The following is a 17,259-nucleotide window of genomic DNA, read 5'->3' as shown; positions in this document are numbered from 1 at the left end:
TTTTCCATTTTTAATCAAATCAGGTCCAAACAGACAGAAAGAATGCTTAAGTGGTTTAAATAGCCGCTTAAGTGTTCTTTTTGTTGTAAAACAAAGAATATCTGCAAGATGCATTTCTTGCACAAAGTTTGTGCCGTTTGATTTATTTGTTTATTTTTGCAAAAAGTACTACTATCGTGTTAAAAAGGAATGCATTATGAAGAAAAAACACTTAAAACTCGGCTCATGTGCCCTCATGGCCTCATTACTCACGCTATCCTCTTGTGTGGATAACGATTATGATCTTACTAAAGACATCGACTTAACCATTCAAGTGGGTGGAAGCGAATTCGCTATTCCCGGAGGAGAAACTGAGCCGATAAAATTAAGTAAGATACTGGATATTGAAGAAAATGGCGTTGTAAAGACCGACAATGAAGGCAATTATTATCTGTTGCAGGAAGGATCGGAAAGTAACACAGACATCTCAGTAAATGGCTTTCAGGTAGAAGCCCCTGATATCACCCCGATAAGACCAGAATTAAACTTTACTATACCATCTTTGACTGGTCTTCCCGCAACTGATATCTCAGCACCACTTCCAATAGAGAGTACAAATTTCGAATTGAAGGGTGAAAACCTTCCGACAGATATCACAAGTCTCTCTTCTATCGATATGGATATGGAAGCTGTGATTCACTTTTCTATACCGGCAGGAATCATCAGTAAACTCACTTTAAAGACTGTTGAACTAAGCTTCCCGAAGTTTATCAATTCACCGAGACTCACAAATGGAGTATTACACCTGACAAGAGAAGAAGCTACCGCCGCAAATGGACTGACAATTACAATCCCCGTTGACGGAATTAACTGTAATAATCAAGAAGGAGTCACGTTTATCAAAGGCGATGAATATTCTCAACTTCTGATGAAAGGAACTATCTCTCTGGAAGGAGAAGTCAGTATCAATACCGGTGATGTACAACAAGGAGTTGAAGGCCCCGTTAGTATCAATCTGACAGTGGAAATCACACTACAGGACAAACAGTCCAAACAACCTATTATCAGCATAAAGTCAGTGACAGGTGTTGTACAACCAAAAATAGATATCAACATTGATCCGGTTATGCTGTCGGGACTGCCCGACTTTCTGGATGACGAGAAAGTAAAGTTGTCCGTACGGAATCCGATGGTATTCTTCATGGCTAAAAACAATACTCCGGTTGCAGCAAATGTAAATGGTACAATCAAGTCTTTTATAAACAAAGAAGGAGGAGGTAGAGAAGCTGTAGGAGATTCGGAAAATAATCCTGTTAAATTCGCCTTTAAACTGGAGAAAGAGAAAGAACAAGAGTTCTGTCTGTCACCATTCGACCCCGCAAAAGAAGGAGTGACTCATGTAATAGTGACAGATTTGCCCAGACTGATCGACAGAATTCCTGATATATTTGAGTTTGAAGTAAATGCTGACGCTACTACCGACGAAACTACTGTCGAATTGGGGCGCACTTACAATATTACGACCGATTATGACGTGAATGTACCTTTCGTATTTGGTAAAAACATCACAACGATTGTTTACAAAGACAGTGTAGACGGTTGGTATGACGACTTGAAAGACTACGAAATACAACAGGTGAACGCTACCGCTACTGCTTTCAACACAATCCCGTTAGGATTGAACCTCACAGCTAAAGTACTGACAGTAGATAATCAAGGAAAGGCAGAAGAACTGAAAGGTGTAACTATCACAGTAATAGTTGATGGTAAAAAAGACGGTACCATCAAAGCCGGTAAGAATAATACAGCCGCTGAAAGTACATTAGTCATTGAAATAAAAGAAACGACTTCCGGAGCTGTCAAAAGACTGGACGGACTTGCTTTCGAAATCGTAGCAGCATCAGCAGAAGATGCAGAGGGACAACAACTGAACGAAAACCAGACGTTGCAATTGAAGAATGTACGCCTGAAAGTACCCAATGGTGTAATTATAGATTTGAACTAATTTAGATGTATCAAAAAAACGAATAGAACAATGAAACACTATAAATTAAAAGCCACACTGGCTTCACTCTTTATTCTCTGTACTACAGGCGTAGGGGCACAAAGCCTCAACTCAAGCTATTTCATGGAAGGCATGACTTACCGTCATCAGCTCAACCCGGCATTTATGAATGAAAGTAATTACATCAATTTACCCTTCTTCGTATTAGGTAATTTCAATGTAGGTCTTCAGGGTAATGTCGGAGTGAATGACTTCCTTTATAAATATAATCAGAACGGATATAAACTGACAACGTTTATGAATCCGACTGTTGGCAGTCAAGAGTTTCTGAGTAACCTGCATACTAACAACCATCTCAGCGTAAATCTTCGTATGCCTATTATTGCATTTGGTTTCCGTGGTTTCGGAGGTTTCAATACATTTGAGATTGCATTCCGTTCTAATACCTCCGTCAACCTACCATACGGACTTTTTGACTTTATGAAAACAGGGATGAGCGACGAAGGTGGAACTCATTATAGAGTAAAAGATCTCACAGTACGTTCCAACAATTATGCAGAAGTAGCTTTAGGACATTCTCATGAGATCATTAAAGATCGCCTGACAATAGGTGCTAAAGTTAAATTCCTGGTAGGAGGTGCTAATGCAGAAGCAAAAATCAAGAGAATGGACATCACAATGGGACAGGATGAATGGCTCATAGATGCCGAAGGCCAGGTAGAAGGTTCATTAAAGGGTGGTTACTTTGAAAGTAAAGAACCCGACGAACACGGTAAACCCGGAGAAATTGACGGTTTTGATATCGATGGTCCCGGTATAGGTGGTTACGGAGTTGGATTTGATTTGGGAGCTGTATACAAAATGGACGATTATGTAGAAGGACTTACCCTTTCGGCTGCTCTACTTGACCTCGGCTTCATCAAATGGAATAACGGTTTGAAAGCTAAAATGCAACATAATTACACTTTTAAAGGATTCGAAAACCCAATCGCAGTAAAACCGGGAGAAGGTGAACCGGGAGACATCGACGACGAATTGGATAACTTAGGAGATCAGTTTGAAGAATTTATCAAGTTCTATGATGATGGAACAGTTAAGAGCCGTACCACCAAACTGGCTACTACGATGAATATCGGTGCCGAATACGTGCTTCCTTATTATAAGAATCTGAAATTCGGTTTACTTTCATCCACACATTTCAATAAGCCTTTCACATGGTCGGAAGCACGTCTTTCAGCCAATGTAGCCCCGGTAAGATGGTTTGAGGCTTCTGTAAACTATGCAATAAGCAGTTTCGGTTCGTCATTAGGATGGGTACTGAATTTCCACCCGAGTGGTTTCAACTTCTTCATTGGAACAGACCACATGATAACCAAAGTAACCCCACAATATGTTCCGGTAGGCAATGCTAATGCAAACGTAAGTATGGGATTCAACATTACCTGGGGAAAGAAGAAGGCCAAAAAAGTGGTAACAACAACTACAATATCAGAATTCTAAGGATAACTGACCGTCACCCAACAGGTTGAAGGTCATCCGATGATAAGGAGAAACACCGTGTTCGGCAATAGCTGCACGGTGTTTTTTTGTGGGATATCCTTTGTTATGATCCCAATCATAATAAGGAAATTCTTCATGCAACCGGTTCATACAATCATCACGATAAGTTTTCGCCAGGATAGAAGCAGCAGCAATGGACAGATACTTCCCGTCCCCTTTTATCACCGTTGTATGAGGTATATCAGTATACTTTTTAAAACGATTACCATCGATAAGAAGATGTTCCGGGCGTACCTTGAGTTGATCTACCGCACGATGCATGGCAAGAAAAGAAGCATTCAGAATGTTTATCTCGTCTATCTCTTCAGGAGATACAATCCCAACAGCCCAGGCAACAGCTTCCCGCTCAATAACCTCACGCAAAGCATAACGTTGTTTTTCGGTGAGCTGTTTGGAATCATTCAAGAGTTCATTCTTAAAATCTACCGGAAGAATAACGGCGGCAGCATAAACAGAACCGGCCAAACAACCACGCCCAGCTTCATCACAACCGGCCTCCACAAGACCTTCATTCAAATAAGGTAATAGCATAATCGCTTTATTTAGTTGAAAATTGAAAGTTGAAAATTGGCTGCGCGATTATACTACGTAGCAACTTTCAACTAATAGCATAATCATCCTTACACTAAAACGGCACAAAGATAATTATTTAGTTGAAAGTTGAAAATTGGCTGCGCTATAACGCTGCATAGTAATTTTCAACTTTCAATTTTCAACTAAAACAAGCTCCAGGCAACAGTCAGACCTGCCATAACAATGGCAACCATGCTCATAAGCTTTATCAGGATATTCAAACTCGGACCAGATGTATCTTTAAACGGATCACCAACGGTATCGCCCACAACAGTTGCTTTGTGTACTTCGCCGCCTTTGCCACCTAAATTGCCTTCCTCTACATATTTCTTTGCATTATCCCAGGCGCCACCGGCATTAGCCATAAAAATAGCAAGTACGAAACCACTGCTCAGACCACCGATAAGTAAACCAACAACTCCCGTCACTCCAAAAATGACTCCGGTAAGAATAGGAGCAATAATGGCTATAAGTGAAGGAATAACCATTTCACGCTGAGCACCTTTGGTGGAGATAGCCACACAACGTTCGTAATCGGGTTCTGCCTCTCCGGTCAGGATACCTTTTATCTCACGGAACTGACGACGTACTTCATCCACCATATGCCCGGCAGCGCGACCAACAGCATTCATTGTCAATCCACAGAAAAGGAAAGCCATCATAGAACCAATAAAAATACCGGAAAGTACCTTTGGATTCATCAAAGTGACATCATAGTAATTCATGAAATCCACAAAGGTAGCATTGGCAGTAGCTATCACATCGCCATTGGGCATCGTCAGTTCGATTGTCCCCAGACGAGTCAGTCCAATACGGATCTCTTCAATATAAGAAGCAAGCAAGGCAAGCCCCGTCAATGCAGCAGAGCCAATGGCAAATCCTTTACCGGTAGCAGCTGTTGTATTACCCAATGAATCGAGGGCATCCGTACGCTTACGTACCTCCTCACCCAAGCCGGACATTTCGGCATTCCCACCGGCATTGTCGGCAATCGGTCCATAAGCATCCGTAGCAAGGGTTATTCCTAATGTAGAGAGCATACCTACGGCAGCAATTCCAATGCCATAAAGTCCCATACCGACATTATCAAAGTCGAAACCAGAAGCAAACAGGAAAGAAGCTATAATACCCACTACGACAGCCAATACAGGAATGGCCGTAGAAAGCATCCCCAGACCAATACCGGAGATGATTACTGTAGCCGGACCAGTCTTACCGCTCTCACTCAACTTCTGGGTAGGACGATAGGACTGGGATGTATAATATTCGGTAGAACGGCCGATGATAATACCAACCACCAATCCGACTACGACGGCACAAGAAATCCACATCCAGTTTTCGAGCTGTAACAGCCAAAGGATAAAGAAAGTAGCCGCTACTATCAGTACCGAACTCAGATTTGTACCGAAAGCAAGGGAATTCAACAAATCTTTCATCTTGGCATTCTCTTTGGTACGCACCGAGAAGATACCAATAATAGAAAGCAGAATACCCACAGCAGCAATCAGCATCGGGGCAATAACGGCTTTAAACTGCATCACGGTGTCACCTGTATGAATAAAGGCAGCTGCCCCCAATGCGGCGGTAGCAAGGATAGAGCCACAATAAGACTCATAAAGATCGGCTCCCATACCAGCCACATCACCTACATTGTCACCTACATTATCGGCAATGGTGGCAGGGTTTCGCGGATCATCTTCTGGTATGCCTGCTTCTACCTTCCCCACAAGGTCGGCGCCCACATCGGCCGCTTTGGTATAAATACCGCCACCCACGCGGGCAAACAATGCCTGTGTGGAAGCTCCCATACCGAAAGTCAGCATCGTGGTAGTGATAATACAAAGTTTATGGGTAGGGCTCAATACATCAGCCGGAATGGCCCAGTTCAACAATAAATACCAGAAAGATATATCAAGAAGCCCAAGGCCTACCACTACCAGTCCCATAACGGCACCACTACGGAAAGCGATCCTCAGCCCGGCATTTAGAGAAGTACGGGCGGCATTGGCCGTACGTGCAGAAGCATAAGTGGCCGTCTTCATACCAAGAAACCCCGAAAGTCCGGAGAAGAAACCACCGGTCAGAAATGCAATAGGTACCCAGGCATTCTGTACCTGAAAACCGTAGGCCATAATAGAGAACAGGACTACCAGACCGAAAAAGACCCATCCCACAATCTTATACTGTTGTTTCAGATAAGACATGGCACCTTTGCGCACTGCAGCAGCAATTTTAATCATTTGAGGAGTACCTTCACTCTCTTTCATCATTTGCTTATGGAAATAATAAGCAAAGCAGAGAGCCAATACAGAGGCGGCAGGAACCAACCAGAAAAGCAAGCTATCCATAGAATAAATTTTTAGAGGTTTACGAAAGGCTAAAAGTATTGATTCCAAACGAGATAAGCAAATAAAAAAGAAAGAAAAAAGATGTCGGATTACTTGACTTTAGCTTTTTTATATCGTATCTTCGTCAACGTAATCATAAGGTAGATTCAGTTAAACTACATTAGAAGGAGAGAGCCGCAGCTTTCTCCTTTCTTCTTTTATATACGGAAGATATGCCTTCTTTCTTCGGTATTTTTTAAGTATTTCCTCGGTATATAATGAAAATTACACGGTATGTTACGGTTCATTACATACTATGTTACGATGCAAATGATACTATGTTGCGATGCAAATGACATTGTGTTGCGATGTAAATGCTACTTTCTTCCCGAATAGTTGCTTTTTAGTTAAGAATCAATAAATCAGCTCTTGACAAGATTGCAACCCAGTTGCACATGCAAATGCTCTATCTTTGCATCAGAAATCAATAATAGAATCATTATGAGCTGTAACTGTTGTCACCCTTCCGGCTGTAGCCCGGAAAAGAAAAAGAACGAATATATACCGGCTATCATCAGTTTTACCATGCTAACAGTAGGAATGATACTCAATCATTTCAATCTGTTTACGCTGCCGGGCAGTGCTCTGATATGGTATACAGTAGCCTACCTGCCCGTAGGATGGCCTGTATTGCGGGAGGCTTTCGGACGACTCCGTCACGGAGAGTTCTTCAATGAATTTATGCTAATGGGCATCGCCACCATCGGCGCATTCTGTATCGGCGAGTATCCCGAAGGAGTGGCAGTGATGCTATTCTATTCCATCGGAGAAGCTTTTCAGGATCGTGCGGTGGGGAATGCACAGCGAAATATCAAAGCACTGCTCGATGTTCGTCCGGAAACAGCAACAGTCATCCGTGATGAACGTCCGGAGACAATGCACCCCGAAAATGTTAAGGTAGGAGAAACCATCGAGATAAAAGCCGGAGAACGCGTCCCTCTTGACGGAATGATGCAAAACGAGCAGGCCTCTTTCAATACAGCAGCACTAACCGGAGAAAGTCGTCCTCGAACCATCCGCAAAGGAGAGACGGTGCTTGCAGGAATGATTGCTACCGACCGGGTAGTACGACTTACAGTAACCAAACCATTTAATGAAAGTGCACTTGCCCGAATACTTGCTATGGTACAAGAAGCCAATGAGCGGAAAGCACCTGTAGAGTTATTCATACGCCGGTTTGCACGGATATATACCCCTATCGTTACGGGATTGGCAGTACTTATCGTTCTCCTCCCCTTCCTCTACTCATTGGGAGTACCTGCATTTGATTATGTTTTCAGAGACTGGCTTTACCGGAGTTTGGTGTTTCTGGTTATCTCCTGCCCTTGCGCGCTCGTTGTCAGTATCCCTTTAGGCTATTTTGGAGGTATCGGAGCGGCTTCCCGCGCCGGAGTCCTGTTCAAAGGGGGAAACTATCTGGATGCTATTACTCAGGTCAACACCGTAGTTTTCGACAAGACCGGAACTCTCACCAAAGGGGTGTTTGAAGTACAGCATGTGGAGAGCGTGCTCTCTTCCGATACAGAGCTATTGCAATACGTTGCCTCTGCCGAGCAGAAAAGCACACATCCGATAGCACGTGCCATCGGTGAATATGCGATCCGACAGGGAGTAACACTCCTCCCTGCCACAGATACAACAGAGATACCCGGACATGGACTGAGAGTTATCATAGCCGGGCACGAAGTACTGGCAGGTAATCCCCGTCTACTCTCCCGCTACAACATTGCCTACCCGGCAGAGTTGAATGTTTCGGCAGATACCATTGTAGCCTGCGCGATAAACGGAACATATGCCGGATATCTTCTTCTGGCCGATATTCCCAAAGAGGATGCAGAGATAGCTATCCAGGCATTGAAAGCATTAAATATTGATAATATACAAATTCTTTCGGGCGATAAACAAGCAATTGTTTCTAAATTAGGGGCGCAATTGGGAGTATCTCAGGCATACGGCGATCTGCTACCCGAAGGAAAGGTTGCCCATATCGAACAACTGAAGGCCAATCCTGCCCACCGCATTGCTTTCGTAGGAGACGGTATCAATGATGCACCTGTACTGGCAATGAGCAATGTGGGTATCGCTATGGGAGGCTTGGGTAGTGATGCAGCCATCGAGACAGCAGATGTAGTGATACAAAACGACCAGCCGTCTAAAGTAGCAACTGCCATACGCATCGGTCGTGCTACCCGACGGATTGTCTGGCAAAACATCATTCTCGCTTTCGGTGTAAAACTAGCCGTATTGCTATTGGGTGCCGTTGGCATGGCTACCATGTGGGAAGCTGTGTTTGCTGATGTAGGCGTAGCTTTGCTGGCTATCCTGAATGCCATACGAATACAGAAGCAAGGCGCTTCGGATCAGTTTACATCCGGCATGAACAATGAAAACAAAAAATGATTATGGAAGAGAATATCTACCTCGACAAATTAGGACAACGGGATATTAAGCCAACCGCTATGCGGTTGCTTATCCTTCGAGCCATGATGCAGTTCAACCGGGCTTTCAGTCTGCTCGATTTGGAGACGTATCTGGATACTGTGGACAAATCTACACTCTCACGCACTATTAACCTTTTTCTGAAACATCATCTCATACATGGTATCGACGATGGTTCAGGCTCACTAAAGTATGCCGTATGTGGGAATGAATGCAACTGTGACATTGATGATCTGCACGTACATTTCTATTGTACTAAGTGCCACAAGACATATTGCTTGCGGAATATACATATCCCGGCAGTCAGCCTGCCACAACATTTCACTGCGGAAAGTATCAATTACGTGATAAAGGGCTTGTGTGATCATTGTTCGCATTGACAAAAAAAGATTCGGTTAGCGTTCTCTTTATATATATCTTTTGTTACCTTTGTGGCTTATCATACTATTCAACACACAATGGAACAGCTTTATGGATTGCAAGAAGACTACCGACAATGGCTCACAGAGCTTAAATCAAAAATACGTTTCAGCCAGATAAAAGCGGCAGTAGCCGTTAACAGTGAGCTCATCCACCTATATTGGAACCTCGGGCAACAGATTGTAGAAAAGCAAGAGAATGCACAATGGGGAAGCGGATTCATAGAACGGCTCAGTAAAGACTTACAAATGGAGTTTCCGGATATTAGTGGATTATCCGTAAGTAATCTAAGACGTTGCAGGCAGTTCTATTTATTTTATAATCAAGAAGATAAAATTCGCGCGCAGCTTGTGCGTGAATTAGATGACAATAGTTTATTCAGTATCCCTTGGGGACATCATACTTTCATTATAGGAAGAATCAAATCTCCTCAGGAAGCCCTCTTCTACATCCACAAAACCATCGAAAACGGATGGAGTCGTGCCATATTAGAATATCACATCGAAAAAGACCTCTATCATACTCAAGGCAAAGCTATCAATAACTTTTCTACCACTCTCCCCGAACCTCAAAGTGAACTCGCCAACGAACTTATCAAAGATCCGTATCATTTCGATTTCCTCCAACTTTCAGACAAAGCATTGGAGCGCGACATTGAAAATGGTCTTGTACAACACATCTCACAATTTTTATTGGAGATGGGACAAGGCTTCGCTTACATGGGACGGCAATACCTGCTGAGAGTAGGTAAAAAAGAGTATAGATTGGATTTGCTATTCTATCATACAAAACTTAAGGCCTATATCATTATCGAATTAAAAGCGAAAGAGTTCGAACCCGAATTCATAGGTAAACTCAATTTTTACGTATCAGCTATTAACGAACTGGTACGTGATTCCCAAGACCGCCCCACCATCGGTATTCTCCTCTGCAAAGGAAAAGATGACTATGAAGTGGAATTCTCGCTTCGAGACATCAACAAACCTATTGGAGTCAGTACTTATACTTATAATGAACTTCCGGAAGAAATCCGACAAGCGCTCCCCGGCCTGCAAGAGCTGAAAGAACAATTAAACGAATATGACCGTTTGCAGTAAAAAACAATCTGCAATATGAAGAAACCAATAATCTCATGTATTCTCTTCTGTTTAATCCTGTTGCCAATACAGGGACAAGAAATAAACACAGCCAAAATCGATTCTTTTCTTAATCATATCGAGAAGTATAATCAAGGTATTGGTTCTGTGGCCATTTCCAAAGGAGGGAAAACGGTGTATACACGCCGTTTCGGACAAAATAATCTGAATAAGAAACAAAACGGTGAAGCATTCAAATATCGTATAGGCTCCATCACCAAACTTATGACGGCTACACTGGTTGAACAACTTGTGGAACAAGGCCGGCTCAGTCTAACCGAGACATTGGATACTTACTTTCCCAATATCCCCAATGCCCCAAAAATCAGTCTGACTCAATTACTGAATCATAGTAGTGGATTAGGCAATTATATTCTGAAAAATGACAGTCTGTACTTTTGGACAAAACTCCCCCAATTGTTATAACTTTACTAACAATCAGAGGAGTCCTGTTATCATTCTATCACTACCGCCGTTCCGGTAGCAGTTACCATCAACATGCTACCACTACCCCCAACGGTTTCATAATCCAGGTCAACGCCTATTACAGCATTAGCCCCGAGCCGGGCAGCCTGTTCTTCCATTTCCTTTATCGCCGTTTCTTTAGCTTGACGGAGTACTTCTTCATAAGCACCGGAACGCCCACCTACAAAATCACGAATACCGGCTAAAAAATCACGAAATACATTGGCACCGATGATCGTCTCACCAGAGACAATTCCATAATAGTGAATTATTCTTTTCCCTTCAATAATGGGAGTCGTTGTTACTAACATAATCTTTTCTTTGTTTATTGGTTATTTACGTTATTAGACGCACAAATAACCGGAAAAGTTGCAACTGCTGTCCAATTTAATTCACAATTATTTCCATCCCGGATTCTGAATGAGATTTTGATTAGCTTCTATCTCCTGTAGGGGAATGGGCAATAACTGTTGATAATCTTTTATATTCAACTGCTCAACAGCCAAATTGTTGCGCCGTAAGAATGAGAAATAGCTACCAAAACCCTTCAATTCACTTTGCCAGACCGAGCGTAAAGATTCGATAAAGTTAACTTCAGAAATTAAGGGCAGATTCCGTACTTGTGTTACTCTATTCGAATAAGCCATTGCCTCAGCCCGGTTGCCTAAATGATAAGCACATTCAGCAGCAGATAACAGGACTTCGGTATAAGTCACAAAAGGTACATAAGCATTGCCTTTCAAAACAGATTCAGATGACTGCTGTAGGGAATCAGTACGCAGCCCCCAGACGATTTCACGGGAGTTCAATCCCAGCGAAGTTTCCGAAGAGGACTCCAAGGCGTATACCCCACTGTCAATAATCCGTTTCAGATAATTATAAGCTTGTGCATAGGATTTCTGATGCAGATACATCTTAGCCAATAACGCTAACGAAGCACCTTTCGAAGGATACAAAACGCCCTCAGGAGTATCAAACCCACCCGGTTCCAGCTTACTATGCTCCACACAATAATTCAAATCATCTATAAAATTCGCAAACAAATTCTCACTACCCAGTTGTTGAGAGCCCCCAAGCGGATCATCATAATTTATCACATAAGGAACATTCTCCCACCAGGATGCTAACTGGAAATACTGAACGGCGGCTAACTGATGAATATAGGCCATAAAGGACGGGGCTTCAACGAGTCCACCTTTTTCAAGTATATAATCTAACATCCTGATTCTGGAAATAGCATTATATACCTTCCTCCAAATATTCAGTATTTCACTGTCACGGGGAGTCAATGTATGCTCATAAATGGCATGATAAGGCGCATTCCTGCCATCAAAGCTTTGTGTATAGTAACCATCCAAATTGGAAAAGTCCTGCATGGAAATCATCATTTGACTGGCTATACCGGCAACAACTGCTTGTCCATCCTCTCCAAACTCGATCTGTTTAGAAGGATCTCCGTTTTGTGTAATCCTCAGTTCTGCAGAAAGTTTTCCACTTGTAGTATAGACAGTAATATATTCTCCTTTTATCAAAGCTCCATCAGCAGGCCGGGCAACAATAATCAGTTCATTCCCCTCAATCGTTTTCGTGTAATTAATATCAGTATATTTAAAAACCTTCAGACTCTCCTCAAAGACAGGTTCATCCGGTATCCCAGCCGGTCTCTCTAAAGTTACGGGTACTTTACAATCTATCTTAATACGGAAAGTTCCTCCCTCCGCAGGAATAGACAACTCTTTTTTATCAAGCGTCAGTGTCATATCTCCTCCGGCATCGGGTTCATTACCGGCAATACCATCACCATCCCAGTCAATAAAATAATTCAGGTTTGGGACAGTAACATCCATATTCAACTTCTTATAGCGGCTGATGATGTTATCTGATATGTCATTTACATCCAACATCATGGCATCCTCCCGGAGTTGTTTTTTTGTATTATCCATAAACGTACCTTCCGCTTTGAATTCGGCACTCAGTTTGGCCAAGTATTCCGTTAATTCAGCATCCGTACGATCTCTCAATAAAGTAGAAGACACAACGATTAATGCACCGGCTTCATCAGTACCGGAAGCAATAGAAAAGTTACAAACGTCCTTTTCGGCATAACGTTCCAGCCCAAAGCTCTTCAAAACTTCCTTTTGGACTTTTGCATCAGCTTCATTAAAATCCGGCTTGTTATTCCTAAGAAGCTGCATCATACGTTGCGTTTTCAGGTGGGTAAGAATGTTGATATTAGCCTGTTTATTATCAGCCAAATTGACTATTGACTGCAGGGATATCTGTCCGGTAGACAATTCCCCGTCTACTTCATTAAAATAATATCCGTCAGCTGTCAATAACACGTAAGAGGAATTCAATTTAATCTCTCCCAGATTAAAAGAGCCATCATCATCAACAATAATACCCTGATAAACCTCACCAGTCAGATTATAATCCTTATCCAATGCTTGCGCAGTAATTTTGGAACCATTTATAAAAGGTCCTTTTTCTACTTTACCCGTTACTTTATAGAGTTTCGGAGTAAAATCATCCTTATTATCTTCTTCACATCCGGTTACAAATGCCAAAAGAAAAAGTAAACAGAAATAGTTTAGCAGTTTATGTTTCATAGTTTATGTTATTGTGCCTTACGGCATATTACTCAATCAGAACATTTTACTAACGCGCTCCACACCAGCTACAAGGGCATCAATCTCCTCTTTTGTATTATAAACGGCAAAAGAAGCACGAACCGTACCTTCAATACCAAGACGCTGCATCAACGGCTGCGCACAATGATGTCCGGTACGAATGGCAATACCCAGTCTGTCGAGCAAAGTACCCATATCAAAATGATGAATGTTACCTACCAAAAAAGAGATAACACTGCTCTTGTGCGCTGCCTCACCGAAAATACGGATATCCGGAATCTCTTTCAAACGTTGCATAGCATAAGTAGTCAGTTCATGTTCATGGGCGGTAATATTATCCATACCAAGACCTGTCACATAATCAAGGGCTTTTGCCAGCCCGGTAGTACCAATGTAATCGGGAGTACCGGCTTCAAACTTGAAAGGAAGTTCATTAAACGTTGTTTTCTCAAAAGAAACGTGCTGTATCATTTCTCCTCCACCCTGATAAGGCGGCAGGCGGTCGAGCCATTCTTCTTTTCCATAAAGAACACCCACACCGGTAGGACCATAGATTTTATGTGCAGAAAAGGCAAAGAAGTCAGCATCCATGTCCTGCATATCAACTTTCATATGAGGTACGGACTGCGCACCGTCTATCAATACAGGTACCCCGTGAGCATGAGCAGTAGCAATCATCTCTTTGACGGGATTAACCGTTCCCAATACATTGGAAACCTGCGTTACACTCACTATCTTCGTCCGGTCTGAAAAAAGCTTCTCGTATTCGTCCAGCAACAATTCACCTTTATCATTCATAGGTATCACTTTTATTGCAATACCTTTACGGGCAGCTAAAAGTTGCCAGGGCACAATGTTACTGTGATGCTCCATGACGGAGAGAATAACCTCATCTCCCTCTTCCATAAGTTCCTCACCGAAACTGGAAACAAGAAGATTAATAGCCTCTGTTGTACCACGGGTAAAGATAATCTCATTTATACTACGGGCATTGATAAACTCACGCACCGTAGCACGGGAAGCTTCATGTAACTCTGTAGCCTGCTGAGAAAGATAGTGTACTCCCCGATGCACATTGGCATTAACAGAATAGTATTCATCTACCAGCGAATCAATTACCAGACGAGGTTTCTGAGTCGTTGCACCATTGTCGAAATAAATCAAAGGTTTCCCATACACCGTACGGCTTAGAATGGGAAAATCTTCACGTATCTTCTTTATATCCATTTTATTAGTGATTAGTTGGTTAATGATTAGTGATTAGTGGTTAGTGATTAGTGGGCTGCGCTATTATGCTGCATGGCACTAATCACTTATCACCAACCACTAATCACTTACATATCGCACATCCCTGGCACTTGTTCAGTTCACCCCGGAAACGTTTCTCCACCAACAGATGTAAGCGGTCTTTTAAGGCATCCAAACGGATGGTATCTATTACTTCATTTACAAAAGCAAACATAAGCAGCAAACGGGCTTCTTTCTCTGCAATACCACGGGTACGCATATAAAACAAAGCAGTTTCATCCAATTGGCCAACGGTAGCACCGTGAGAGCATTTCACATCGTCTGCATAGATTTCCAACTGAGGCTGGGTATACATACGGGCATCACGGGTGGCACAAAGATTACGGTTCGTTTGTTGAGAACTTGTATGCTGTGCACCAGGACGCACCAGTACCAAACCGGCAAAAGCGCCAACAGACTGGTCATCGAGTACATATTTAAACAATTCATTACTGGTGCAATTTGGCACAACATGGTCAATGGTCGTATTATTGTCTACATGCTGGTTCTTATCGGCAATAGCCATACCGCAAAGATTGATTTCTGCACCTTCTCCCGCAAGAGTTACCTCTGTTGTATTACGGGTAGTACCGTTATGAAGAGTCATACCGTTAAGCAATACGTTGCTGTTTGCCTCCTGTTTTACATAGAGATTACTGATACGCACCGTACTGGTATGTGTCTCTTCCAATTCATACAAATCGAATACGGAGTTCGCTCCGGCAAACACTTCAACCACTTGCGTAGCCAGGAAGTTTACGCCGTCCATAGCATGGTCACACATCAATAAACGCGCCTGCGCACCTTCTTCAAGAATAATCAATACACGGCGGTTTACCATGAAATTGACATCCGCACGTAATATATTAATCAACTGAATAGGGCGTTCTACCACTACGTTTTTGGGAACATACATCAGTACACCATCCTGTGCAAAGGCGGTATTAAAAGCGGTCACTCCATCTTTAGAAGTATCAGCCAGCTTACCATAGTATTTCTTTACTAAATCGGGATGTTGCTCTGCCACCTCTTTCAGACTTCCAAAGATGACTCCTTCCGGCAGATGCGACTTTGGCAATGCCTTATTATAAAATGCATCGTTCACTACAAAGAACAAAGAGGTGCTCATGTTGGGCACATCGCACTTGAACACCTCATAGGGATTCACCGGAATATCCAGACGATTCAGATTAAGTCCGTAATCGGGCGCGAAGAATTTGCTGATATCGGTATATTTATACTTCTCCTGTTTACGTGTAGGAAAGCCCAACCGCTCAAAATCGGCAAAAGCAGTAGCACGCGGAGCATTCATGACCTCAGTACTATGCCGGCAAATCATTGCTTCACATTGTGAGAAGAGATCTATATATTGTTGTTCTACACTCATCTTTTTGATTTATGATTTATCATTTATGAATTATGTATGATGATGTATGAATATTATGAGTTATGATGCATAAGCAATATCATGCCACACAGTCTTCATGACTCATAATTCATAAGTCAATCCTCCACCTCTTTCTTAATCCAGTCGTATCCCTTCTCTTCCAGTTCAAGAGCCAGTTCCGGTCCGGCAGTTTTCACGATACGACCTTTATAGAGCACGTGTACGATATCCGGTTTGATATAGTCCAGTAAACGTTGATAATGGGTAATAACAATATAACTTGTATCAGGAGTCTTCAGTTTATTAACTCCCTCGGCTACAATGCGAAGTGCATCGATATCAAGGCCAGAATCGGTTTCATCAAGAATGCTGAGACGTGGTTCCAACATGGCCATCTGAAAAATCTCATTCCGCTTCTTCTCACCACCAGAGAAACCTTCGTTCACCGAACGGTTAGCTAACTTATTATCCAGTTCTACCACCGCACGCTTCTCACGCATCAGTTTAAGAAACTCACTGGCTGTTAGTGCAGGAAGTCCTTTGTATTTGCGTTGCTCATTTACCGCAGCACGCATAAAGTTTACCATACTTACTCCGGGGATCTCTACCGGATACTGGAAACTCAAAAAAAGACCTTCATGGCTACGATCTTCAGGGCTCAGGTCTAACAGATTCTTTCCATCAAAGGTTACGCTACCCTTGGTTACCTCAAAAGCAGGATTTCCCACCAAAACAGAAGAAAGCGTACTTTTTCCGGATCCGTTAGGTCCCATGATAGCATGTACCTCGCCCGGTTTCACTGTTAAGTTAATACCTTTCAATATCTCTTTGCCATTGATGCTGGCATGTAAGTCTTTTATCTCTAACATGATTATATTTACAATTTATTCCCTATGGTCATGACCATTCTCTAATCTTTATCACATAGGTACGTTTACGATTTACAATTTACGATTGAAATTACTTTTAAGACGGTCTACATTTACAATCA

13 protein-coding genes are annotated in these 17,259 nt (G+C 42.5%); 6 read left to right on the top strand and 7 right to left on the bottom strand.

Features of this window, described 5'->3' with window-relative positions:
• Window positions 1–196: 196 nt before the first annotated feature.
• Both K8P02_RS19725 and K8P02_RS19720 read left to right on the top strand, forming a co-directional pair.
• Window positions 197–1,984 (top strand): hypothetical protein, encoded by a 1,788-nt coding sequence (locus tag K8P02_RS19725; protein ID WP_223381739.1) that lies wholly within the window; start codon window positions 197–199, stop codon window positions 1,982–1,984.
• Window positions 1,985–2,014: 30 nt separating this feature from the next.
• The gene (locus K8P02_RS19720; protein WP_002558756.1) at window positions 2,015–3,484 is read left to right on the top strand and encodes a DUF5723 family protein; all 1,470 of its coding nucleotides are present in this window, start codon (window positions 2,015–2,017) and stop codon (window positions 3,482–3,484) included.
• On the opposite strand, the gene K8P02_RS19715 is transcribed toward K8P02_RS19720, so the two are convergent.
• Window positions 3,473–4,075: a ribonuclease HII gene (locus tag K8P02_RS19715; protein WP_025866619.1), complete on the bottom strand. Its 603-nt coding sequence runs from the start codon at window positions 4,073–4,075 to the stop codon at window positions 3,473–3,475. The genes K8P02_RS19720 and K8P02_RS19715 overlap by 12 nt on opposite strands.
• A 185-nt stretch (window positions 4,076–4,260) precedes the next feature.
• A complete protein-coding gene (locus K8P02_RS19710; RefSeq protein WP_025866618.1) occupies window positions 4,261–6,465 on the bottom strand; it encodes a sodium-translocating pyrophosphatase in 2,205 nt (734 codons plus the stop codon).
• Between the two features lie 480 nt (window positions 6,466–6,945).
• Here K8P02_RS19710 and K8P02_RS19705 point away from each other — a divergent pair, with 480 nt between their 5' ends.
• The 4 genes from K8P02_RS19705 to K8P02_RS19690 all read left to right on the top strand — a co-directional run bounded on the left by K8P02_RS19705 (window position 6,946) and on the right by K8P02_RS19690 (window position 10,925).
• Window positions 6,946–8,904 carry a heavy metal translocating P-type ATPase gene (locus tag K8P02_RS19705; protein ID WP_223381733.1) on the top strand — a complete coding sequence of 653 codons (1,959 nt, stop codon included), beginning with the start codon at window positions 6,946–6,948 and terminating at the stop codon, window positions 8,902–8,904.
• A gap of 2 nt (window positions 8,905–8,906) precedes the next feature.
• A complete protein-coding gene (locus K8P02_RS19700) occupies window positions 8,907–9,323 on the top strand; it encodes a Fur family transcriptional regulator (protein WP_025866617.1) in 417 nt (138 codons plus the stop codon).
• Window positions 9,324–9,401: 78 nt separating this feature from the next.
• On the top strand, window positions 9,402–10,460 hold the full coding sequence (locus K8P02_RS19695; RefSeq protein WP_025866616.1) for a PDDEXK nuclease domain-containing protein: 1,059 nt from the start codon (window positions 9,402–9,404) through the stop codon (window positions 10,458–10,460).
• 15 nt (window positions 10,461–10,475) lie between these two features.
• On the top strand, window positions 10,476–10,925 hold the full coding sequence (locus K8P02_RS19690) for a serine hydrolase domain-containing protein (protein WP_025866615.1): 450 nt from the start codon (window positions 10,476–10,478) through the stop codon (window positions 10,923–10,925).
• Window positions 10,926–10,954: 29 nt separating this feature from the next.
• On the opposite strand, the gene K8P02_RS19685 is transcribed toward K8P02_RS19690, so the two are convergent.
• The 5 genes from K8P02_RS19685 to sufC all read right to left on the bottom strand — a co-directional run bounded on the left by K8P02_RS19685 (window position 10,955) and on the right by sufC (window position 17,137).
• Window positions 10,955–11,275: a heavy metal-binding domain-containing protein gene (locus K8P02_RS19685; protein ID WP_002558749.1), complete on the bottom strand. Its 321-nt coding sequence runs from the start codon at window positions 11,273–11,275 to the stop codon at window positions 10,955–10,957.
• An 87-nt stretch (window positions 11,276–11,362) separates the two neighbouring features.
• Entirely contained in the window at window positions 11,363–13,573 is a 2,211-nt protein-coding gene (locus K8P02_RS19680) for a RagB/SusD family nutrient uptake outer membrane protein (RefSeq protein WP_025866614.1), read from the bottom strand.
• Between the two features lie 36 nt (window positions 13,574–13,609).
• Window positions 13,610–14,821: an aminotransferase class V-fold PLP-dependent enzyme gene (locus K8P02_RS19675; RefSeq protein ID WP_025866613.1), complete on the bottom strand. Its 1,212-nt coding sequence runs from the start codon at window positions 14,819–14,821 to the stop codon at window positions 13,610–13,612.
• Window positions 14,822–14,924: 103 nt separating this feature from the next.
• On the bottom strand, window positions 14,925–16,268 hold the full coding sequence (sufD, locus tag K8P02_RS19670; RefSeq protein ID WP_025866612.1) for a Fe-S cluster assembly protein SufD: 1,344 nt from the start codon (window positions 16,266–16,268) through the stop codon (window positions 14,925–14,927).
• A 116-nt stretch (window positions 16,269–16,384) separates the two neighbouring features.
• Entirely contained in the window at window positions 16,385–17,137 is a 753-nt protein-coding gene (gene sufC, locus K8P02_RS19665; RefSeq protein ID WP_002558745.1) for a Fe-S cluster assembly ATPase SufC, read from the bottom strand.
• Window positions 17,138–17,259: the final 122 nt, after the last annotated feature.

This window comes from Bacteroides nordii (assembly GCF_019930665.1).
Taxonomy (GTDB): domain Bacteria; phylum Bacteroidota; class Bacteroidia; order Bacteroidales; family Bacteroidaceae; genus Bacteroides; species Bacteroides nordii.
Note: the sequence above shows the minus strand (reverse complement) of the source record. Positions and strands in the feature narration are given on the sequence as shown.